Raw genomic sequence first — 19,039 nt, 5'->3', positions numbered from 1 at the left:
GAGGAAGCAGATGGAAGAATACAGGCTGAAGATAGAAAACATGTCTAAATCCTTCCCCGGAGTAAAAGCCCTTGACAATATTAAGCTTGCGGTGAAGCCTGGAAGTGTACATGCATTGATTGGCGAAAACGGGGCCGGCAAATCCACTTTGATGAAGTGTCTGTTCGGCCTCTATCATCCTGACAGCGGGACCATTGAAATTGATGGCCGGGTCATGGATATCAAGGACCCCAACGATGCGCTGAAAAGCGGCATTTCCATGATTCACCAGGAGCTGAATCCGGTTCCTTACCGGAATGTGGTGGACAATATATGGGCGGGCAGGTTCCAGACAAAGGGTATTGTGGTGGATGAAAACCAGATGATGGAAAAGACCAGGAACCTGCTTCGGGATTTGGATTTTGATATAGACGTGACAACCTTTGCAAAGAACCTGTCTGTTTCACAGATGCAGGCAATCGAGATAGCAAAGGCTGTTTCCTACAATGCAAAAATCATCATCATGGACGAGCCCACTTCCTCGCTGACCGTGGCGGAAACCCGGCATCTGTTCAAAATCATTGACAAGCTGAGGAAGGAAGGGCGTTCCATTATCTACATATCCCACAAGCTGGAGGAAATATTTGAGATAGCAGACCAGATAACCGTGATGAGGGACGGCCAGTACATAGGCACATGGGATATCGGGGACATTACCATAGACCAGCTTATTGGGCAGATGGTGGGCAGGAAGATGGACGAGCGCTTTCCTGTCTGTGAAAAGACCCTGACAGACGAGATAATGCTGCAGGTAAGGAATTTTACCAGCGCGGACCCGCGCTCCTTTAAGAACGTATCCTTTGACCTGCATAAGGGCGAGATACTGGGCATAGGCGGGCTGGTGGGAGCACAGAGGACAGAGCTGATAGAAGCCATATTCGGCCTGCGCAAAATCGTAAGCGGGGAGCTGTCCGTCAACGGAAAAAGAGTGGTCAACCATTCTCCCCAGGACGCCATACGCAACGGATTTGCCCTTCTGACAGAGGAACGCAGGGCAACGGGAATCATTCCCATGCTGTCGGTATGGGACAACACCCTGGCGGTTGCCTATAAGAAGCTGACCGGCAATGTCTTGGGATACATCCATGCGAAAAAGCTGTCTCCCAGCGTTGACAAGGTGTGTACGGACCTGGATGTCCGCATGGCCGGGACAAAGACCCTTATCAAGAACCTGTCGGGGGGGAATCAGCAAAAGGTGCTGATTGGCAGATGGCTGCTGGCAAACTGCGATGTCATTATGCTGGATGAACCCACCAGGGGCGTGGATGTGGGAGCCAAATACGAAATTTACAGAATCATGCAGGATTTAGTGAAAAAGGGAAAGGCAATCATAATGGTTTCCTCTGAGATGCCGGAGTTACTGGGGATGTCGGACCGCATCATGATTATGTGTGCCGGAAAGCAGACCGGCATCCTTGGCAGGAAGGAAGCCACCCAGGTTGAGGTGATGAAGTATGCCACCCAATTTGACGATAAGACGAAAGAAGGAGTGTCGGTATGAAAAGAAAGGATTTGACAGCAAAGGACATAAAACAGATTATGATGGATAAAGCCCTTATCATCGTGCTGGTATTTATGATTATAGGAATCATCATAATTGAACCTTCTTTTTTGCAGATAAGGGTTTTGACAGACATACTGACCCAGTCTGCCGTTAAAATGATATGTGCGTTGGGACTGATGTTTGCCCTGCTTTTAGGTGGGACCGACCTGTCCGGCGGCCGTCAGGTGGGCCTGGCGGCCGTTATGGTGGCGTCCCTGTCGCAGATGGTGGACTATTCCAACAAGTTCTGGCCGGGCCTTCCTGAGCTTCCCATCATTATTCCGGTCATCATGACCCTGGCACTGGTTGCCGTGATTGGAGCTATTAACGGCTTCATGATTGCAAAGCTTAAGATGGCCCCCTTTATCGCCACATTCGGCATGAGCACCATTGTATACGGAATCAACTGTCTGTATTTTGCCAAGAAGCCCAACAATTCCCAGCCCATCGGAGGCATCAGGGAGGATTTGACCGTGCTCAGCAGTTTCAAGGTATTCGGGCAGATTTCCTTTCTGGTGGTCATTGCCATCATTGCCATTGCCGGGGTATGGTTCCTGCTCAATAAAACCGTGTTCGGGAAGAACATATATATTGTGGGAGGCAACCCGGAGGCAGCCAAGGTATCCGGCATCAATGTGAGCAGGGTAATCATCACTGTGTTCATCATTGAATCCATGTTTGTGGGACTGGCCGGTATCCTGGAAGTGGCCAGGACCGGAGGCGCCAACTCAGCATATGGAAATGCATATGAATTTGATGCCATATCCTCCTGCGTGGTGGGAGGCGTATCCCTGAGCGGAGGCGTGGGAAAAGTATCCGGCGTTATCATAGGCGTGCTTATATTTACCTTCATCAGCTATGGACTTGCCTACATAGGGGTTAACTCCAACTGGCAGCTGATTGTAAAGGGACTTATCATATGCAGTGCTGTTGCCCTGGATATGAGAAAAAATTCTTAATTAGGAGGAACAAGGTGAAAAAAGTCAAATTATCAGAAGGGCTGTCATTGTCAGCCGTGGTACAGGGATTCTGGAGACTGGACGGCTGGAATTGGTCTGCAAAGGAGCTGGCCCGGTTCATGAATGAATGCATTGAGCGGGGGGTAACCACCTTTGACACAGCGGAAATCTACGGCGGCACGCTGTGCGAGACACTGATGGGCCGGGCCTTTGAACAGGACGCCTCCATCCGGCACCGAATCCAGCTGGTATCCAAAACCGGAATTTTCAATGAGAATGGGTTCGGATACTATGACACAAGATACGACAGGGTAAAGAAGTCCTGTGAGGAAAGCCTGAAGCGGCTTCACACAGACCGTCTGGACCTGTATCTGATTCACAGGGAGGACCCCTGCATTGATTTTGAGTCCACGGCCAGAGCCCTGACAGAGCTTAAGAGGGAGGGGAAGATTGGGGAGATGGGCGTTTCCAACTTTGACCCCCACAAATTCCACGGCCTTAACAAAGCAGTGGGCGGACAGCTGGTAACCAACCAGATTGAGTGGAATCCGGTCTGCTTTGAGCATTTTAATTCAGGAATGATGGACGACCTGACTGCGTCCGGAATCCATCCCATGATATGGTCGCCTCTGGCGGGCGGAAGGATGTTTGACCCCAATGACAGCCTCTGCGCCGCAGCCATGAAAACCATTAAGAAAATTGCAGAGAGACATGACACAGACCCAGCCACTGTCATATATGCCTGGATTATGTACCATCCCGCAGGGGCAATCCCTATTTCCGGCAGCAACCGCCCGGACCGTCTGGATATGGCCGTCAAGGCCCTGGACCTCCGGCTGGAGCATTATGAGTGGTATGAAATATACAAGGCCAGCGGCCAGCAGGCAATCCGGTAGGACAAACGTGAGAAGGGGACTGTTGGGAATGGGCAGCAGCCGGTCCTGACAGTCTTTCTCCAGCCCGTCCATTCCCGTCAGCCTGCGGCGCAGCCGGTCAGGGGTGAAGAGTCCCGCAGGTTTTTTCAAAAAACACTTGCCAAAATATGTATCCTGTGATAAAATAATCAGCGTTGTAAGCCGGCGTGTCGGAATGGCAGACGATGCAGACTCAAAATCTGTTGCGGGTAACCGCGTGCGGGTTCAAGTCCCGCTGCCGGCATAAGAAAAAACCGTTGAAACCTTGATGAAATCAAGGGATTCGGCGGTTTTTTGTGTTTTGTGGTTTGTTCCGCTATACGCATCTAAATGGCAGACGCACAGGACCCCTGGAATGGATTTCTATATCCAGCATCCGGATTCCGGCATCCGCGGATTTCATCCATCATCTGAAAGACCAGGAAGGAGGTTGCGAGGTGCCTGCGCCAGTCCCTTTTTCCTTCTATATATTCCATGCACTGTTCCAGCTCCCTGCTGCGGCAGGCTTTGTCTGAAAAGGAGACCAGCGGCTCCTCTGCCGCGAAACGGTTGAAATAGGTTACTTCCCTGAAATTCTGTATATCACGGATTAACAGGCTTCCCTTTTCTCCCTCTATGAGGCTGGGAACATGGCTGCCGGATATCTTGGAATAAACCAGCTCCACCCGGGCAGCGCCCAGATATCCGCTGACTGCGCCGGCTGCGTCCATTCCGTTTTCCGTGAACACCATCCGGGCATCCAGATGCTCCGGTATGCCAAAGAGATGCACAAGAGGATAGATGCAGTCCAATCCCCTTTGAAACAGTGCACCTCCCGGGAGAAGGCGGGCCGGAGCATGGACAAAAGCGCTGCGGATTCCCTTGCAGGTGAAGGCGTACTCACAGGAATGGAGACGAATCCGGCGTATGGGGCCCAGGCATTTGACTGCTGTCTTTAAGGGAGCCATACATGGGTTAAACCCAAGATGGATATGTTCCAGCAGCACCGCGCCGTGCTCATCCGCTGTCTGTGCCAGCGTCCTTAAGGAACCGGCATCCGCTGCTCCCATGGCACCGAACAGGACATGCTTTCCTGCTCTCAGAAGTGCAAGGACCTGCTGGAAATCCAGACTGCTGTAATCCGGAAGATATATGATATCGGCCTCCTCCATGGGAACCTCCGCCAGGCCCAGGCCTTTTTGTTCGGCGGCTGTTTCCCGAAGGCAGCGGCTTTTTTTATTGGCAACCATCACAGCCATGGGTATCATGGTCATTCCTCCATTTCATTGTTTACCTTTGGATGGCTTTATGGTATAACAAAAACAGATGGAATAATACGGATTTTATGGGATATTTTTCGAAAATTACAGTTTTCTTGCCATGGCGGTCCGGCCATGCAGAGGAAGGATGCAGGCGAAGATGAAGGAGGGAATGCATGTATGAGCAACACCATGGTTTTAAAGGATAAAAGCGTTCAGGTCAGCCGTATCAGAAGGTCCTCCAGTTTTGTGATGAAGCGCCCTCATTACCATTCTTATTATGAGATTTATTATCTGTTATCCGGGAAATGCAAGATGTTTATCAATCAGGATATCTACTACCTGGAACCGGGCGATATGACCATCATCCCTCCTCTTGAGGTCCACAAGGCGCTGTATGAGCCAAACTGGCAGGCAGAACGGTTCGGCGTCTATTTTTCAAAGGACACGGTCAGCTCCTTTTTAAGCCTTTGCGGAAAGGATGCATTTGACCATATCTTTTCACAGCCCAAACGGACCATTCCCCCGGAATTCCGCCCAAAGACGGAGGAACTGCTGGCACAGATGCAGGATGAGGAAAAGCAGGGGGACAGCTACTGCCAGATACAGCTTCGCAGCCTCCTTCACCAGATTCTGGTCATATTAGGGCGCTGCCAGGGCGCCCGCGGGGACGGGCACATGCTGGAGGAGACCGAGGAAACCATGGTCAGGGCAGCCAGATATATGAACCAGCATTATCAGGAAGGGCTGACGCTGGGGGTGGTGGCTGCATTTGCCAACATGAGTCCCACCTATTTTTCAAAGAAATTTAAAAGCTCCACCGGTCTTTGCTTTAAGGAGTATCTGAATTACATCCGCGTGCAGAAAGCATCGGATTTGCTGCGCAACACAGACCTTTCCGTGACCGGTGTGGCCATGGCCTGCGGATTCTCGGACGGCAATTATTTCGGGGATGTATTCCGGCGGCTGACAGGCGTTTCTCCCAGGGAATACAGGAAGGGATAGACGGTCCGGCGTCTGGGCCGTGCCGGGGCCTGACTCCGGATGCGGCCCTGAATCAGGTCCCGGGAGTCCCAATCTTTCATTGAAAAGTAAGCTGATTTATTGTATGATGTAAGGAGAATTTGATTAAAATGATAGACAGGAGGTGCCGGCTGTGACCTGCAGGGAAGCGGAGCGTCTGGTAATGCCGTATATCAACGGCAGCATTACGGACGAGGAACTGAAAGAATTTTTAAAACACATTGAGACCTGTGGGGAATGCAGGGAAGAGCTGGAGATTTACTTCACAGTGGACGTTGGAATCCGCCAGCTGGACCAGGAAACAGGCACCTATAACATCAAGGGAGCCCTGGAGACAGCCCTGGAGCTGTCCCGGCAGAGGGTGCACACCCTGGGAATCCTGGAGACAGCCCGCTATGCGGTGAACACCCTGTGCTTCTGGGCCGTGCTGGTGGTGCTGGTGCTTCAGTTCAGGATGTGGTGACAGAGACAGAAAGGAACTCATATTAATGGACAAATTGGTTTTGATTGATGGACACAGTATTATGAACCGGGCATTTTACGGGGTACCGGACCTTACGAATTCGGAAGGTCTGCATACCAACGCAGTGTACGGTTTTTTAAATATCATGCTGAAGATATTGGAGGAGGAAAAGGCGGACCATGCAGCGGTTGCCTTTGATTTAAAGGAGCCGACCTTCCGGCATGAGATGTATGATGCCTATAAGGGGACGAGAAAGCCCATGCCTGAGGAACTTCATGAGCAGGTTCCGGTGATGAAGGAAGTGCTCAAGGCCATGGGAATTCCCATCATGACCCTGGAGGGCTTTGAGGCGGACGACATACTGGGAACCGTGGCAAAGAGGTGCCAGGCCCAGGGCATTGAGGTATCCGTTGTATCCGGCGACAGGGACCTTCTGCAGCTGGCTGACCAGCACATCAAGATTCGGATTCCCAGAACCAGCAGAGGCGTGACCGAGATTAAGGATTATTACCCCGGGGATGTGATGCAGGAGTATCAGGTAACGCCGGAGGAGTTCATTGATGTAAAGGCACTTATGGGTGATTCCTCCGACAACATACCGGGGGTGCCTTCCATTGGGGAAAAGACAGCTACCAGCATCATCGCCCAGTACAAGTCCATAGAGAATGCCTACGCCCATCTGGAGGAGCTTAAGCCGCCCAGGGCAAGGAAGGCTCTGGAGGAGCATTATGACATGGCCCAAATGAGCAAGAAGCTGGCGGCCATCTGTACGGACTGCCCTGTGGAATTTAATTACGAGGATGCCAGGATTGAGGACCTGTACACACCGCAAGCATATCAATATATGAAGCGTCTGGAGTTTAAGTCCATTCTGGCCCGGTTCGATGGGACAGCTGCCCGGGAAGCCTCTGCGCCGGATGTAAAAACCCATTTCACCCTGGTGAAGGACGTGAAGACAGCGGATGCCGTATTCGGCAGGGCCAGGGGCGCGTCTCTGGCAGGCTTCCAGCTCATACTGGGAAAGGACGGGGCGTTAAAGGAAACAGCGGAGCAGCTGTCCTTCAGCTTTGACGAGAACGGGGAAGTAAAGGCCGGGAAAAAGGCCAGGTCCGGGCTGAATCCCGTCACAGGCCTGGCCCTCTGCCTGGGCGGGGAGGAAATATACTGCCTGGCCGCAGGAGAACAGATTACCGGGGAGTATCTGCTGGAACAGCTCCGGGCGCTGTGCAGAGATAACCGGGATGCTAAGGAATTCTGGGTGCTGGATTTAAAGTCCATGCTTCCGTATCTGGAACTGAAGGATACCGACCCTGTGTATGACGCCGGGGTGGCCGGATATCTTCTGAATCCTCTGAAGGATACCTATGCCTACGATGACCTGGCCAGGGACTATCTGGGGCTTACAGTGCCGTCCAGGGCGGACCTGCTGGCCAAGGAGGACCTGGGAGACGCCCTGTGGAGGGGAGAGAAAAACGCCGTGGACTGCGTATGCTACATGGGCTATACTGCTTGGAAGGCAGCAGCCCCTCTGGCAGCCCAGCTAAAGGACACGGAAATGTATGCCCTTTATACGGATATAGAGATGCCCCTGATTTACAGCCTCTTCCATATGGAGCAGGAAGGCGTAAAGGTGGAGCGGGCCGAGCTTAAGGAGTACGGGGACCGGCTTAAGGTGGGAATTGCCAAGCTGGAACAGGAAATCTACCAGGAGACAGGACATGAATTCAATATCAATTCCCCGAAACAGCTGGGAGAGATTCTCTTTGAACAGATGGAGCTTCCGGGGGGAAAGAAGACAAAGACAGGCTATTCCACGGCAGCGGATGTACTGGAAAAGCTGGCCCCTGATTATCCGGTGGTCCAGAAAATCCTGGATTACCGCCAGCTGACAAAGCTGAATTCCACTTATGCGGAGGGGCTGGCCGCCTATATTGGTGAGGACGGAAGGATACACGGCAAGTTCAACCAGACCATCACGGCCACGGGACGCATCAGCAGTACGGAGCCGAACCTGCAGAATATTCCGGTGCGCATGGCCCTGGGCAGGGAAATCCGCAAGGTATTTGTTCCCAAGGAAGGGTGCGTGTTCGTGGATGCAGACTATTCCCAGATTGAGCTGCGCATCCTGGCGCATATGTCAGGGGATGAACGGCTGATTGAGGCATACCGTTCCGCCCAGGACATCCATGCCATCACTGCGTCCCAGGTATTCCATGTACCTCTTGAGGAAGTGACTCCCCTCCAGCGCCGCAATGCAAAGGCAGTGAACTTCGGTATTGTTTACGGAATCAGCGCCTTTGGACTCAGCGAGGGACTCAGCATTTCCCGCAAGGAGGCCGTGGAGTATATTGATAAATATTTCGAGACATACCCCGGCGTAAAGATATTCCTGGACAGTCTGGTCAAGCAGGGCAAGGAACAGGGCTATGTAACCACCCTGTACGGCAGGAGGAGGCCCATACCGGAGCTTAAGTCCGCCAACTTCATGCAGCGCCAGTTCGGCGAGCGTGTGGCTATGAATTCACCGATTCAGGGAACTGCTGCAGACGTTATGAAGATTGCCATGATTGCAGTGGACCGGGAACTGAAGAAGAGAAACCTGAAATCCAGAATCGTGCTTCAGATTCACGATGAGCTTTTGATTGAGACAGCCGTGGACGAGATTGAGACGGTTAAGGATATACTGACCGATAAGATGAAGCATGCGGCGGATTTACGGGTTTCACTGGAGGTGGAAGCGGAAGTGGGAAAATCCTGGTTTGACGCAAAGTAGGGGTGCGGAAAAAACAGCGGAAAAAACAGCGCGCAAAAAACCAACGTATCGGAAGGGCAGCGGCAGGATATGGAATCGATAGGAAATGCACCCGCCACAGGCGGTAAATTTATATTGGGAATCACAGGCGGTGTTGGCTCCGGCAAAAGCCGGGTGCTGGAGATACTGAAAGAGGAGTACGGCTTCCGTGTTATCCAGGCGGACCAGGTGGCAAAGAAGCTGATGGAACCGGGGCAGGAGAGTTACCGGGCAGTGGTGGACTGCCTGGGCCCTTCCATCCTGAATGAGGATGGAACCATCAACCGTCCTGCCATGGCCGGGGTCATCTTCGGCTGTCCTGAAAAACGCAGCCAGGTGGACCGTCTGACCCATCCCCTGGTGTGGAAAACAGCCTTCCGGGAGGCCTTGGACTGCCCTGAACCGCTGGTGGTTATAGAGGCAGCCGTCCCATCAAAAGAATTCCGTGACAACTGCCGGGAAATGTGGTATGTTTATACATCGAGGGAGAACCGCACGGCCCGTCTCAGGGAGAGCCGCGGCTACACCAAGGAGAAGACGGAGAGCATCATGGACAGCCAGGCGTCTGAATCCGGGTTCCGGGCATTTTCCGACGCAGTGATTGACAACAACGGCTCTGTGGAGGAGACAGGGAACCAGATTCGCCAGCTCCTGAAAAACAAAATCAGAATGCAATAATAAGACAAAGGACTGTAAAACATGAGAATGGTAAGTATTGCCAGCGGAAGCAGCGGCAACTGTATATACATAGGTTCCGACAGCACCCACATACTGGTGGATGCAGGAATCAGCAACAAGCGGATTCAGCAGGGACTGAATGAGATAGGGCTTACGGGAAATGACGTAGACGGGATTCTCATCACCCATGAGCACTCGGACCATATCAAGGGGCTGGGAGTGCTGTCACGCAAGTATGAGATTCCTATTTACGGGACCCGGGAAACCCTGGATGAGATTGCGTCCGCAGGCAGTCTGGGCAAATTTGACAAAGGGCTTCTGACTCCGGTATGCCCGGATTTGGATTTCATGGTAGGGGATTTGACTGTGAAGCCCTTTAAGATTGACCACGACGCTGCCAATCCGGTGGCATACCGCGTACAGAACGGGGAGAAATCCGTGGCAGTGGCCACGGATATGGGACATTTTGACCAGTATATCATAGACCACCTGCAGGGGCTGGATGCCCTGCTTCTGGAATCCAACCACGATGTGAGAATGCTGGAGACAGGCCCCTATCCCTATTACCTGAAACGGAGGATTTTAGGGGACCACGGCCATCTGTCCAATGAAAATGCGGGCAGGCTTTTGAACTGCGTCCTCCATGACAAACTGAAAAAGATTCTATTGGGACATCTCAGCAAGGAAAACAATTACGAGGAGCTGGCCTACGAGACTGTACGGCTGGAGATTGACGAGGGAGACTGCCCTTACGGGGCCTCTGACTTTTCCATCTCCGTGGCCAGCAGGGACTGCATGAGTGAAATCATATATCTGTAAAACGTATGGATATCCGTTCACCGGATTTCAATAAAACAAAAGCGTGAGGAGAATGAAGATGAATAAGGCAATCATTACAGTAGTAGGGAAAGACAGGGTAGGAATCATTGCAGGCGTATGCACGTACCTGGCTGAGAACCAGATTAATATACTGGATATCACCCAGACCATTGTCAAGGGATTTTTCAATATGATGATGGTTGTGGACGTGGAGAACATAACCAAGTCCTTTGGCGAAGTGGCCCGGGAGCTGGAACAGGTGGGAGAGGAAATCGGCGTGAGCGTGAAGATTCAGCGGGAAGAAATCTTTCTCAAGATGCACCGTATCTAACGGCATCCCCAGAGGATAGGGCGGGCCTGTAATTCAGAAGAAAGGGACGAAAGAACTATGATTAACGTAAATATGTACGAGGTAAATGAGACCTACAACATGATTGAACATGAGAAGCTGGATGTGCGTACCATTACCCTGGGCATCAGCCTTCTGGACTGTGTGGACAGCAATCTTGAGGCTCTCAATGAAAAGATTTATAAGAAAATCACGACCCTGGCAAAGGACCTGGTTTCCACCGGCCAGGATATTGAGGCTGATTTCGGTATTCCCATTGTCAACAAGCGTATCTCCGTCACCCCTATTGCGCTGGTGGGCGGTTCTGCCTGCAAGCGCCCTGAGGATTTCGTCACCATAGCCAAGACTCTGGACAGGGCTGCAAAGGAAGTGGGCGTGAACTTCATCGGCGGCTATTCCGCCCTTGTAAGCAAGGGTATGACCAGGGCTGACAAGAACCTGATTCTCTCCATTCCCCAGGCGCTGTCCCAGACAGAGCGCGTGTGCAGCTCCGTCAATGTAGGCTCCACCAAGACAGGTATTGACATGGACGCAGTGGAACTGATGGGAAGAATTGTGACTGAGACAGCCGAGGCCACCAGGGACCATGACTCCCTTGGCTGTGCCAAGCTGGTGGTATTCTGTAATGCCCCTGACGACAACCCGTTTATGGCAGGCGCTTTCCACGGCGTAACTGAGTCCGAAGCCATCATCAATGTAGGCGTAAGCGGACCCGGGGTTGTGAAGGTTGCACTGGCAAAGGTAAGGGATGCCAACTTTGAAGTGCTCTGCGAGACCATCAAGAAGACTGCATTCAAGATTACCCGCGTGGGCCAGCTGGTTGCCCAGGAAGCCTCCAAGCGTATGGGTATTCCCTTTGGCATCATTGACTTGTCCCTGGCCCCCACTCCTTCGGTGGGAGACAGTGTTGCCGAGATACTGGAAGAGATTGGCCTGGAGCGCGTGGGCGCGCCCGGAACAACAGCAGCCCTTGCCATGCTCAATGACCAGGTGAAGAAGGGCGGCGTCATGGCTTCCTCCTATGTGGGCGGTTTGAGCGGCGCGTTCATCCCGGTCAGCGAGGACCAGGGAATGATTGACGCGGTCAGCATGGGCGCCCTGACCATTGAGAAGCTGGAGGCCATGACCTGTGTTTGTTCCGTTGGTCTTGACATGATTGCCATTCCGGGGGATACGCCCTCCAGCACCATTGCAGGCATCATTGCAGATGAGGCCGCGATTGGAATGGTGAACCAGAAGACCACAGCGGTGCGTCTGATTCCCGTGGTGGGCAAGAAGGTTGGGGAAACTGCCGAGTTCGGAGGACTGCTGGGATATGCGCCTGTCATGCCTGTGAACACATTCTCCTGCAGGAGATTCGTGACCAGGGGCGGAAGGATTCCGGCGCCAATCCACAGCTTTAAGAATTAATGCTGTCCGGGATTCAAACAGCCGGACGGAGGGAAAACAGATGAAGATATTTTTGATACGCCACGGCAGGCAGTGCAGCAAGCTGTGCAACGTGGATGTGGATTTAAGTGAAGAAGGTTACAGGCAGGCGTCTCTCTTAGGAGAGCGCCTGTTTCATGAAAACATACAGGTGGTTTATTCCAGCCATCTGCTGCGGGCCGTGGAAACGGCTCAGGCAGCCAATCTCTACTGGAATGTGGAGCATATCATACGGCCGGAGTTAAGGGAGATATCCTTTGGCCGCATGGAGGGCATGACAGACCAGGACATTGCGGTAAAATACAGGGATTTTAAGGTGCAGCAGTCCCTTATGGAGGAAGACCTTCCTTATCCGGGCGGGGAATGCGCCGGGGACGTGGTCCGGCGGGCGGAACCCGTGTTCAGGGAAATGGCTGAAAGCGGCTATGAGCGCATAGCAGTGGTGACCCACGGAGGCGTTATCCGTTCCATGACAGCGCACTACCTGGGAATTCCCATGAAAACATGGAGGATACTTGGAAAAAGCCTGGAAAACTGCAGCATAACAGAGCTTAACTGGGATGGAAAAACAGACCGGTTCACCCTGGAGCGCTTTAACGACTATGCCCATCTGGAGCCTTATCCGGATTTGCTGCGAAAAGGCTGGGTCAGCGCGGAGAATTAAGGACAGCAGGACGGGGCTGGTTTTAAATGATTGTGAAAAGGATGGTTTCAGGGTATGAATAAAGGGGTACTATTTGATGTGGACGGCACACTCTGGGATTCAGCTGCCCAGGTGGCTGAATCCTGGAATGAGGTGCTGGAGCGTTATCCCCATCTGGGAGTCAGGATTACGGCTCAGGATATGTATGACAATATGGGAAAGACCATGATGGATATTGGTAAGACATTGTTTCCGGGGCTGGCCCAGGATGCGTGCAGAAGGGTAATGGAGGAGTGCATGACCTATGAGAACCATTACCTGCTGGCCCATCCCGGAATCCTGTATCCGGAGGCAAGGGAAATCATGGCGCGGCTCAGCCGCCAGTATGGCCTGTATATTGTCAGTAACTGTCAGTGCGGATATATCGAGGTGCTTCTTAAGAGCTGCAGTCTCCGGGAATATGTCCGTGATATTGAGTGTTACGGCAATACCGGCCTTCCAAAAGGAGATAACATCCGCATGGTGGTGCAGAGAAACCATTTGGACCGCTGCTTTTATGTGGGAGATACCCATATGGATGAGGAAGCGGCAGGTGTGGCAGGAATCCCCTTTGTACATGCAGCATATGGGTTTGGCAGGGCAGAGCGGCCGGCTGGCTCCATCGAGTCATTAAGCCAGCTTCCTGTTCTTGCCAAGAAACTTCTGGATTAGGAGCTGGAAATGAATCAGGAAGAATGTAACGAAATCAAACAGGCGCTGGAGCTGTTCTTAAATGAATCCCTGGAACGGATTCTTATGAGCAACCCCATTGACAGCGAAACAATTTCCCGGTCCAGAATCCGTCCCCTGCTCATGAAGGGCAGGCTGGTGTTCCAGGCAGAGGAGCAGTGCGGCAGACAGGCGTTTCACCGCAATCTGGACCGGGTCCAGGCAGCTGATTATGTAACAGGGCTTCTGGATGGCTCCTTCCGCCAGGCCGAGATTGCATCCGGCCTTGGAAAAGCCCTTATCCTGGTGAGCAGGAAGGGAAAGGTAACTGTGAAGGTGAAGTTGAATCCGAGGCCGGGAGGGACCCAGCCGGGCGGTACCCAGTCAGCCGGGACTCAGCCGGACGGTACCCAGCCGGGCGGGATTCGGCAAGCCGGAACTCAGCTGAACGGAACCCAGCCTGCCAGGATTCAGTCTCCCGGAACCCAGTTTCCCAGGGAACCAGGGCTTTCCGGCCTGCTGTCCCATAACCGGAAAAAGCATTATATCCTGGAAGAGGGAATACCGGTTCCATTTCTGGTGGACTTAGGAGTCATGACAAAAGAGGGCAGGGTGGTAAACAGCCGTTATGACAAATACAGGCAGATAAACCGTTTTCTGGAGTTCATTGAGGATATTCTCCCCAACCTGGACCAGAACAGGGAGTCCACCATCATTGACTTTGGGTGCGGTAAATCCTACCTCACCTTTGCCATGTATTATTATCTGAAGGAATTAAAGGGATATCCGGTCCGAATCATAGGCCTGGACCTTAAGAAGGATGTCATAGAGCACTGCAGCCGCCTTGGCAGGCAGTATGGTTACGAGGGGCTTACCTTCTGCCATGGTGACATTGCCTCCTTTGAGGGAGTGGAGCAGGTGGACATGGTGGTCACCCTTCACGCCTGCGACCTGGCCACGGATTATGCCCTTGAAAAAGCAGTGAACTGGGGAGCCAGGGTCATTTTGTCGGTCCCCTGCTGCCAGCATGAGCTGAACGGGCAGATGGCCAACAGCCTCCTTAAGCCGGTACTTCAATACGGCCTGATAAAAGAGCGCATGGCAGCTCTTTACACGGATGCCATCCGCGCCCAGGTCCTGGAATACAGGGGATACAGGACCCAGATTCTGGAATTTATTGACATGGAGCACACGCCGAAGAATATTCTGATTCGGGCTGTGCGCCAGGGAAAGAGACGGGACAACGGCCGGCAGATACGGGAGCTGGTGGATTTTCTGGATGTGAAGCCCACTGTGGTGGAACTGCTGGCCCCGGAGTTATGGGAGCTGTCTGGGAAATAGTAATAAAGAAAACAATAGGGCAGGTCAGCGGCAATGCAAAGCATCCGCGGACAGGCCCTTTTGTCCTTTATATCATAAAATACAGATTGGCTGGTTAAATTCGTTGCGTACAGGCTTACCCAGCTTTTCCGAAAGCAGGGCCTGGCGGATATGGGAGGCGTAGATGTCCTGTGTGAACATGTCCAGGGCTGTCCCGGTGAGAATATGGGGAGCATCAGCTGTCTTGGTAATCAGGGGAATGGAGGTTTTCTGTTTTACCAGGGCCAGCAGTTCCCTGGATTCCCTCCTGAATCCCAGGATTCTGGCGTAAGGGGCGCGGCCTGCGGCCTTGTAGGCCTGCACCTTGACAGCGGTCAGGCCAAGCACCATGTGCAGAAGGGCCCGGCTGATTCGTGTATAAGTATACTGGCGGGTCTTAAGCTGTTCAATCCGGCCTTCCCAGCTGGTCTGCTGAAGAAGGCAGTTGTCCAGTCTCCGGGCCATTTCCGGGGACACATCCCCGTATAAGCTATAGTCCTGTCCCTCCCGTTTCAGGGACAGGAGGCAAAAGTTCAGCACCTCCGACAGGTCATTGGCCTCCACTGGCGGTTCCTGGCCGTACAGGGACCAGATTGCCCGGGGAATGTGCGGCCTGGCCTCCTGGGCCAGCTTTCCATGAGAGGACAGGCCCCTATCATGGGGCGGCTCCTGTTTTTGGAGTATCCGCCGGATGGCGGAGGCGGAGGCCTGACCGTATTCCAGTTCCTTATCGTGGTATCCCCGGCCCTGGCGCAGGATGGTCAGCGGGATAAGGGGACTGTTCTGGCGCAGGATGGCCTTGCAGTATTCGATTCCCAGAAGATTGTTGGGAGAACCCAGAAGCCGGCCCATTTCTTCTGGTTTCAGCGGAAAATCCCTGTCTTTTTCCGCCATTTCCAGCAGAGCCTGGTTGCGGGCCTGGGGCCAGCTGAGGCCGCTGCGCAGCCCCCGGCTTAACAGAGCGGAAAAGTCCCCGCCTTCCTCCGCCAGAATATGGGCAGCTGTCTGAATCCTGTGTATCTCCCCATCCTCACTGCCAAAGCAAAGCACATCCACTGCCCCCAGCCCTGTGAGCAGGGCCACACCGCAGGCGGCAAAGTCCTCTGCACTGCTGACCGCAAAGGCGGAGGGCAGCTCCACCACCAGGTCTGCGCCGCAGGAAAGAGCCATTTCTGCCCGCAGGTATTTGCTGTAGACCGCAGGCCCGCCCCTCTGTACAAAATCACCGCTCATGGCCACGATGCACCAGTCCGCGCCGGTCCGCCTTTTTGCTTCCTCTATCTGATATCTGTGTCCGCTGTGAAACGGGTTATATTCGGCAATGATGCCGATTACCCTTAGGGGCTGTTCCTGTTTTTCTGTTTTCCCTGAATTCGCAGGTTTTTCCCATGTTGCTGTTTTCCCGAAATCCGCTGGTTTTCCCAAGTTTACTGACTGTCCCAAATTTCTTTACCCCTGTCCTGATTGTTTACCGGTTTATTTTATCATGTCCATTATATCTGCAAACATCCATTCCGTCCAGACGGCATTTGTTTATGTTCAGTTTATAAATCTATAATAATTAGAACACAGATTCTCCACAATCGTTTCACAATTCCACCATAAATGACGGCTATATTAATAAATGTAAAAAGGAAGAGCAATTAAGAGACAGCCCTTACAGTTAATAAAAATAGAGAAAAGTATGAAAGGAGACTTTGCTATGTACGAGAATGAAAATAAGAATATGAATGGTTTGGGAAATGAAACGGTGGAACACAGGGATATACCGGAGACAACCGTGAACTGGACGACTCCAGGTGATGGGAGGAACCAGCAGGGCCAGGGAAATCAGAGTGCCCGGTTCCAGCACAGCCAGGGACAGGAGGGCGGATTTCCTCCTTACGGCAGCCAGCCCCAACGCCAGGATTACTATGGAGGAAATTCCTATCAGGGCTGTCAGGGCGGCGGCGATAAACGTCAGAACCGTTCAAACAAGGGACGCTTCGCCAAACGGGTGGCCGGAATCACGGCAGCAGCAGTCCTCTTTGGAACCGTGTCAGGCGGAGTGATGACAGGCGTAAATTATCTGGGAAACAGGCTTACCGGTGCATACGCTGCTGCAGGCACAATGGCTGAGACACAGGCACAGAGCCAGATAGGCCAGGCGGTACCGGCCAATACACAGGCATCCGGAAACCAGGGAACCACGGCCGTGTCCGCTGTCACCGACGTATCGGGCATCGTGGAAAACGCCATGCCGTCCATTGTGGCCATCAATGACACCATGACCGTGGAGCAGCGGGATTTCTTCGGAATGCCCCAGACCTACACGGCGCAGAGCAGCGGCTCCGGCATCATCGTGAACCAGACCGACACAGAGCTTCTCATTGCCACCAATAACCATGTGGTGGACGGAGCCTCTGACTTAAAGGTTACATTTGTGGACAACAAGGACGTAAGCGCGGCTGTTAAGGGAACGGATTCCGCATCTGACCTGGCAATCATTGCAGTGCAGTTAAAGGATATCCCGTCGGACACCATGAGCAAGATTAAGGTGGCAACCCTGGGCAACTCCGATGAAATCAAGGTGGGGCAGCAGGTTATCGCCATCGGAAACGCCCTTGGCTACGGCCAGTCCGTCACCGTCGGGTATGTAAGCGCCCTGGACCGTGAGATTACAGATGAAAAAGGAATCAGCAGAACCTTTATCCAGACAGACGCTGCCATCAACCCGGGCAACAGCGGCGGTGCGCTCATTGATTTAAATGGAAACGTTATCGGCATCAACGCAGCCAAGACAGCATCCACGGAAGTGGAGGGAATGGGCTTTGCCATTCCGATTTCCAAGGCCCAGGACATTTTAAACAGCCTGATGACAAAGAAGACGCGTGTGGCTGTATCCGAGGACGCTCAGGGCTATCTGGGTATTCAGGGAACCAACATTGACGCTGCCACATCGCAGATGTACGGAATGCCGGTGGGTATCTATGTTTACAAAATCGTGGAGGGCGGAGCTGCCTCATCCTCTGATTTAAAAGAAAAGGACATCATCACCAAATTTGACGGCCAGTCCGTCACCAGCATGGAAGAACTGAAGCAGATGCTTACTTACTATGAGGGCGGCGCTTCCGTCACCCTGACCGTCCAGTCACTGACGGACGGGGCATACGTGGAGCACGATGTGCAGGTGACCCTGGGGACCAGGCCGGCAGCCCAGAGCTAATTTACAGATACATGTATTTTACAAATTTATGGTTTTGATTGTGCATGTATCTGGATAAACGGCTATGGTATAATATTCATGTTCCATCATCATAAGCCGGATAAGGGCCGCCGGCAGACCGGCGGCTCCTTATCAACAGGAGGATACATATGTCAGAACACAGCCAGTTAACGGAGTTTGTAGGTACCGCCATCGGAGATACGATCGGTCTGGTGATTCCCGGAATCGACCCGTCCCTTGTACGGTTCATGAAGCTGGGAAAATACCGTTCCATCGGCATATTCGGAGGCCGGGCGGCAGTGGGCCCCCAGGTGATTGCAGTGGACGAGGCGGTAAAGGCAGCAAACGCGGAGCTGATATCCATGGAAGCCTGCCGGGACAGCAAAGGCGGGGCAGGGTGCGGCACCCTGTTCTACATTGGGGCAGACGATGTATGGGACGCAAGACGGGCGGTGGAGATTGCCCTGGAACAGCTTCCCAGGCAGTTTGGAGAGGTTTACGTCAATGAGGCGGGCCATCTGTCCTTCAGCTATACGGCCAGAGCCGGACAGTGCTGCGTCAAAGCCCTGGGAGCAGTGGAAGGAAAAGCCTTTGGTATCATATGCTGCGGTCCGGCGGCCATTGGATGTGTTGTATCGGATTTGGCGGTAAAATCAGCGCCTGTAACCGTCACAGGCTATCATCATCCCCTTGACAATTGTTTTGCCAATGAAGTGGTGCTGTGTTTTACAGGGGAATCAGCAGCCGTAAGACAGGCGCTGCGGACAGCGGTCCGCGCGGGCAGGCAGCTTCTGGGCAGCATGGGGGAGGAACCCTATTCCCTGGGCACCCCGTGGATTTAGGGAATTAAGAAACATTTGCGAAAAAATTACAGATTTTA

General features: G+C 52.9%; 17 protein-coding genes and 1 tRNA gene. 16 read left to right on the top strand and 2 right to left on the bottom strand.

Features of this window, described 5'->3' with window-relative positions; translation table 11 throughout:
* Positions 1-10: 10 nt before the first annotated feature.
* The 4 genes from FGS84_RS20095 to FGS84_RS20080 all read left to right on the top strand — a co-directional run bounded on the left by FGS84_RS20095 (position 11) and on the right by FGS84_RS20080 (position 3,699).
* Positions 11-1,540 (top strand): sugar ABC transporter ATP-binding protein, encoded by a 1,530-nt coding sequence (locus FGS84_RS20095; RefSeq protein ID WP_138310175.1) that lies wholly within the window; start codon positions 11-13, stop codon positions 1,538-1,540.
* Positions 1,537-2,541: a beta-methylgalactoside transporter gene (locus FGS84_RS20090; protein WP_138310174.1), complete on the top strand. Its 1,005-nt coding sequence runs from the start codon at positions 1,537-1,539 to the stop codon at positions 2,539-2,541. The genes FGS84_RS20095 and FGS84_RS20090 overlap by 4 nt, the downstream gene beginning before the upstream one ends.
* A 14-nt stretch (positions 2,542-2,555) precedes the next feature.
* A complete protein-coding gene (locus FGS84_RS20085; RefSeq protein WP_138310173.1) occupies positions 2,556-3,437 on the top strand; it encodes an aldo/keto reductase in 882 nt (293 codons plus the stop codon).
* 179 nt (positions 3,438-3,616) lie between these two features.
* A tRNA-Leu gene (locus tag FGS84_RS20080) sits at positions 3,617-3,699 on the top strand.
* A gap of 82 nt (positions 3,700-3,781) precedes the next feature.
* On the opposite strand, the gene FGS84_RS20075 is transcribed toward FGS84_RS20080, so the two are convergent.
* The gene (locus tag FGS84_RS20075; protein WP_227146521.1) at positions 3,782-4,702 is read right to left on the bottom strand and encodes a hypothetical protein; all 921 of its coding nucleotides are present in this window, start codon (positions 4,700-4,702) and stop codon (positions 3,782-3,784) included.
* A gap of 171 nt (positions 4,703-4,873) precedes the next feature.
* On the opposite strand from FGS84_RS20075, the gene FGS84_RS20070 reads away from it, so the two are divergent.
* From FGS84_RS20070 to FGS84_RS20025, 10 genes are all read left to right on the top strand, one after another.
* Positions 4,874-5,698 carry a helix-turn-helix domain-containing protein gene (locus tag FGS84_RS20070; RefSeq protein ID WP_138310171.1) on the top strand — a complete coding sequence of 275 codons (825 nt, stop codon included), beginning with the start codon at positions 4,874-4,876 and terminating at the stop codon, positions 5,696-5,698.
* 151 nt (positions 5,699-5,849) lie between these two features.
* Complete coding sequence (locus FGS84_RS20065) at positions 5,850-6,179, top strand: zf-HC2 domain-containing protein (RefSeq protein WP_138310170.1); 330 nt, start codon at positions 5,850-5,852, stop codon at positions 6,177-6,179.
* A 25-nt stretch (positions 6,180-6,204) separates the two neighbouring features.
* Positions 6,205-8,952 carry a DNA polymerase I gene (gene polA, locus FGS84_RS20060; RefSeq protein ID WP_138310169.1) on the top strand — a complete coding sequence of 916 codons (2,748 nt, stop codon included), beginning with the start codon at positions 6,205-6,207 and terminating at the stop codon, positions 8,950-8,952.
* Between the two features lie 69 nt (positions 8,953-9,021).
* Positions 9,022-9,648: a dephospho-CoA kinase gene (gene coaE / locus FGS84_RS20055; RefSeq protein WP_138310168.1), complete on the top strand. Its 627-nt coding sequence runs from the start codon at positions 9,022-9,024 to the stop codon at positions 9,646-9,648.
* Positions 9,649-9,669: 21 nt separating this feature from the next.
* Positions 9,670-10,467, top strand: coding sequence for an MBL fold metallo-hydrolase (locus FGS84_RS20050; protein ID WP_138310167.1), 798 nt, complete (start codon positions 9,670-9,672; stop codon positions 10,465-10,467).
* A gap of 58 nt (positions 10,468-10,525) precedes the next feature.
* Entirely contained in the window at positions 10,526-10,798 is a 273-nt protein-coding gene (locus FGS84_RS20045; protein ID WP_002583283.1) for an ACT domain-containing protein, read from the top strand.
* A gap of 57 nt (positions 10,799-10,855) precedes the next feature.
* Positions 10,856-12,226, top strand: coding sequence for a PFL family protein (locus FGS84_RS20040; protein WP_138310166.1), 1,371 nt, complete (start codon positions 10,856-10,858; stop codon positions 12,224-12,226).
* A gap of 40 nt (positions 12,227-12,266) precedes the next feature.
* Positions 12,267-12,908, top strand: a complete 642-nt coding sequence (locus tag FGS84_RS20035; protein ID WP_138310165.1) for a histidine phosphatase family protein — start codon at positions 12,267-12,269, stop codon at positions 12,906-12,908.
* Positions 12,909-12,962: 54 nt separating this feature from the next.
* Positions 12,963-13,598, top strand: a complete 636-nt coding sequence (locus FGS84_RS20030) for an HAD family hydrolase (RefSeq protein WP_138310164.1) — start codon at positions 12,963-12,965, stop codon at positions 13,596-13,598.
* Between the two features lie 9 nt (positions 13,599-13,607).
* On the top strand, positions 13,608-14,936 hold the full coding sequence (locus FGS84_RS20025) for an SAM-dependent methyltransferase (protein ID WP_138310163.1): 1,329 nt from the start codon (positions 13,608-13,610) through the stop codon (positions 14,934-14,936).
* A 72-nt stretch (positions 14,937-15,008) separates the two neighbouring features.
* Here the strand turns inward: FGS84_RS20025 and FGS84_RS20020 are convergent, their stop codons facing one another.
* Entirely contained in the window at positions 15,009-16,397 is a 1,389-nt protein-coding gene (locus tag FGS84_RS20020; RefSeq protein ID WP_243277707.1) for a nucleotidyltransferase family protein, read from the bottom strand.
* Between the two features lie 259 nt (positions 16,398-16,656).
* Here FGS84_RS20020 and FGS84_RS20015 point away from each other — a divergent pair, with 259 nt between their 5' ends.
* Both FGS84_RS20015 and pduB read left to right on the top strand, forming a co-directional pair.
* A complete protein-coding gene (locus tag FGS84_RS20015; RefSeq protein WP_138310162.1) occupies positions 16,657-18,159 on the top strand; it encodes a trypsin-like peptidase domain-containing protein in 1,503 nt (500 codons plus the stop codon).
* A gap of 149 nt (positions 18,160-18,308) precedes the next feature.
* Positions 18,309-19,001 carry a propanediol utilization microcompartment protein PduB gene (pduB, locus tag FGS84_RS20010; protein ID WP_138310161.1) on the top strand — a complete coding sequence of 231 codons (693 nt, stop codon included), beginning with the start codon at positions 18,309-18,311 and terminating at the stop codon, positions 18,999-19,001.
* Positions 19,002-19,039 lie beyond the last annotated feature (38 nt).

The sequence above is a fragment of the Clostridium sp. 1001271st1 H5 genome, assembly GCF_005845215.1.
Classification (GTDB): domain Bacteria; phylum Bacillota; class Clostridia; order Lachnospirales; family Lachnospiraceae; genus Enterocloster.
The sequence above is the reverse complement of the archived record's forward strand: the minus strand, read 5'-3'. Positions and strand labels throughout refer to the sequence as shown.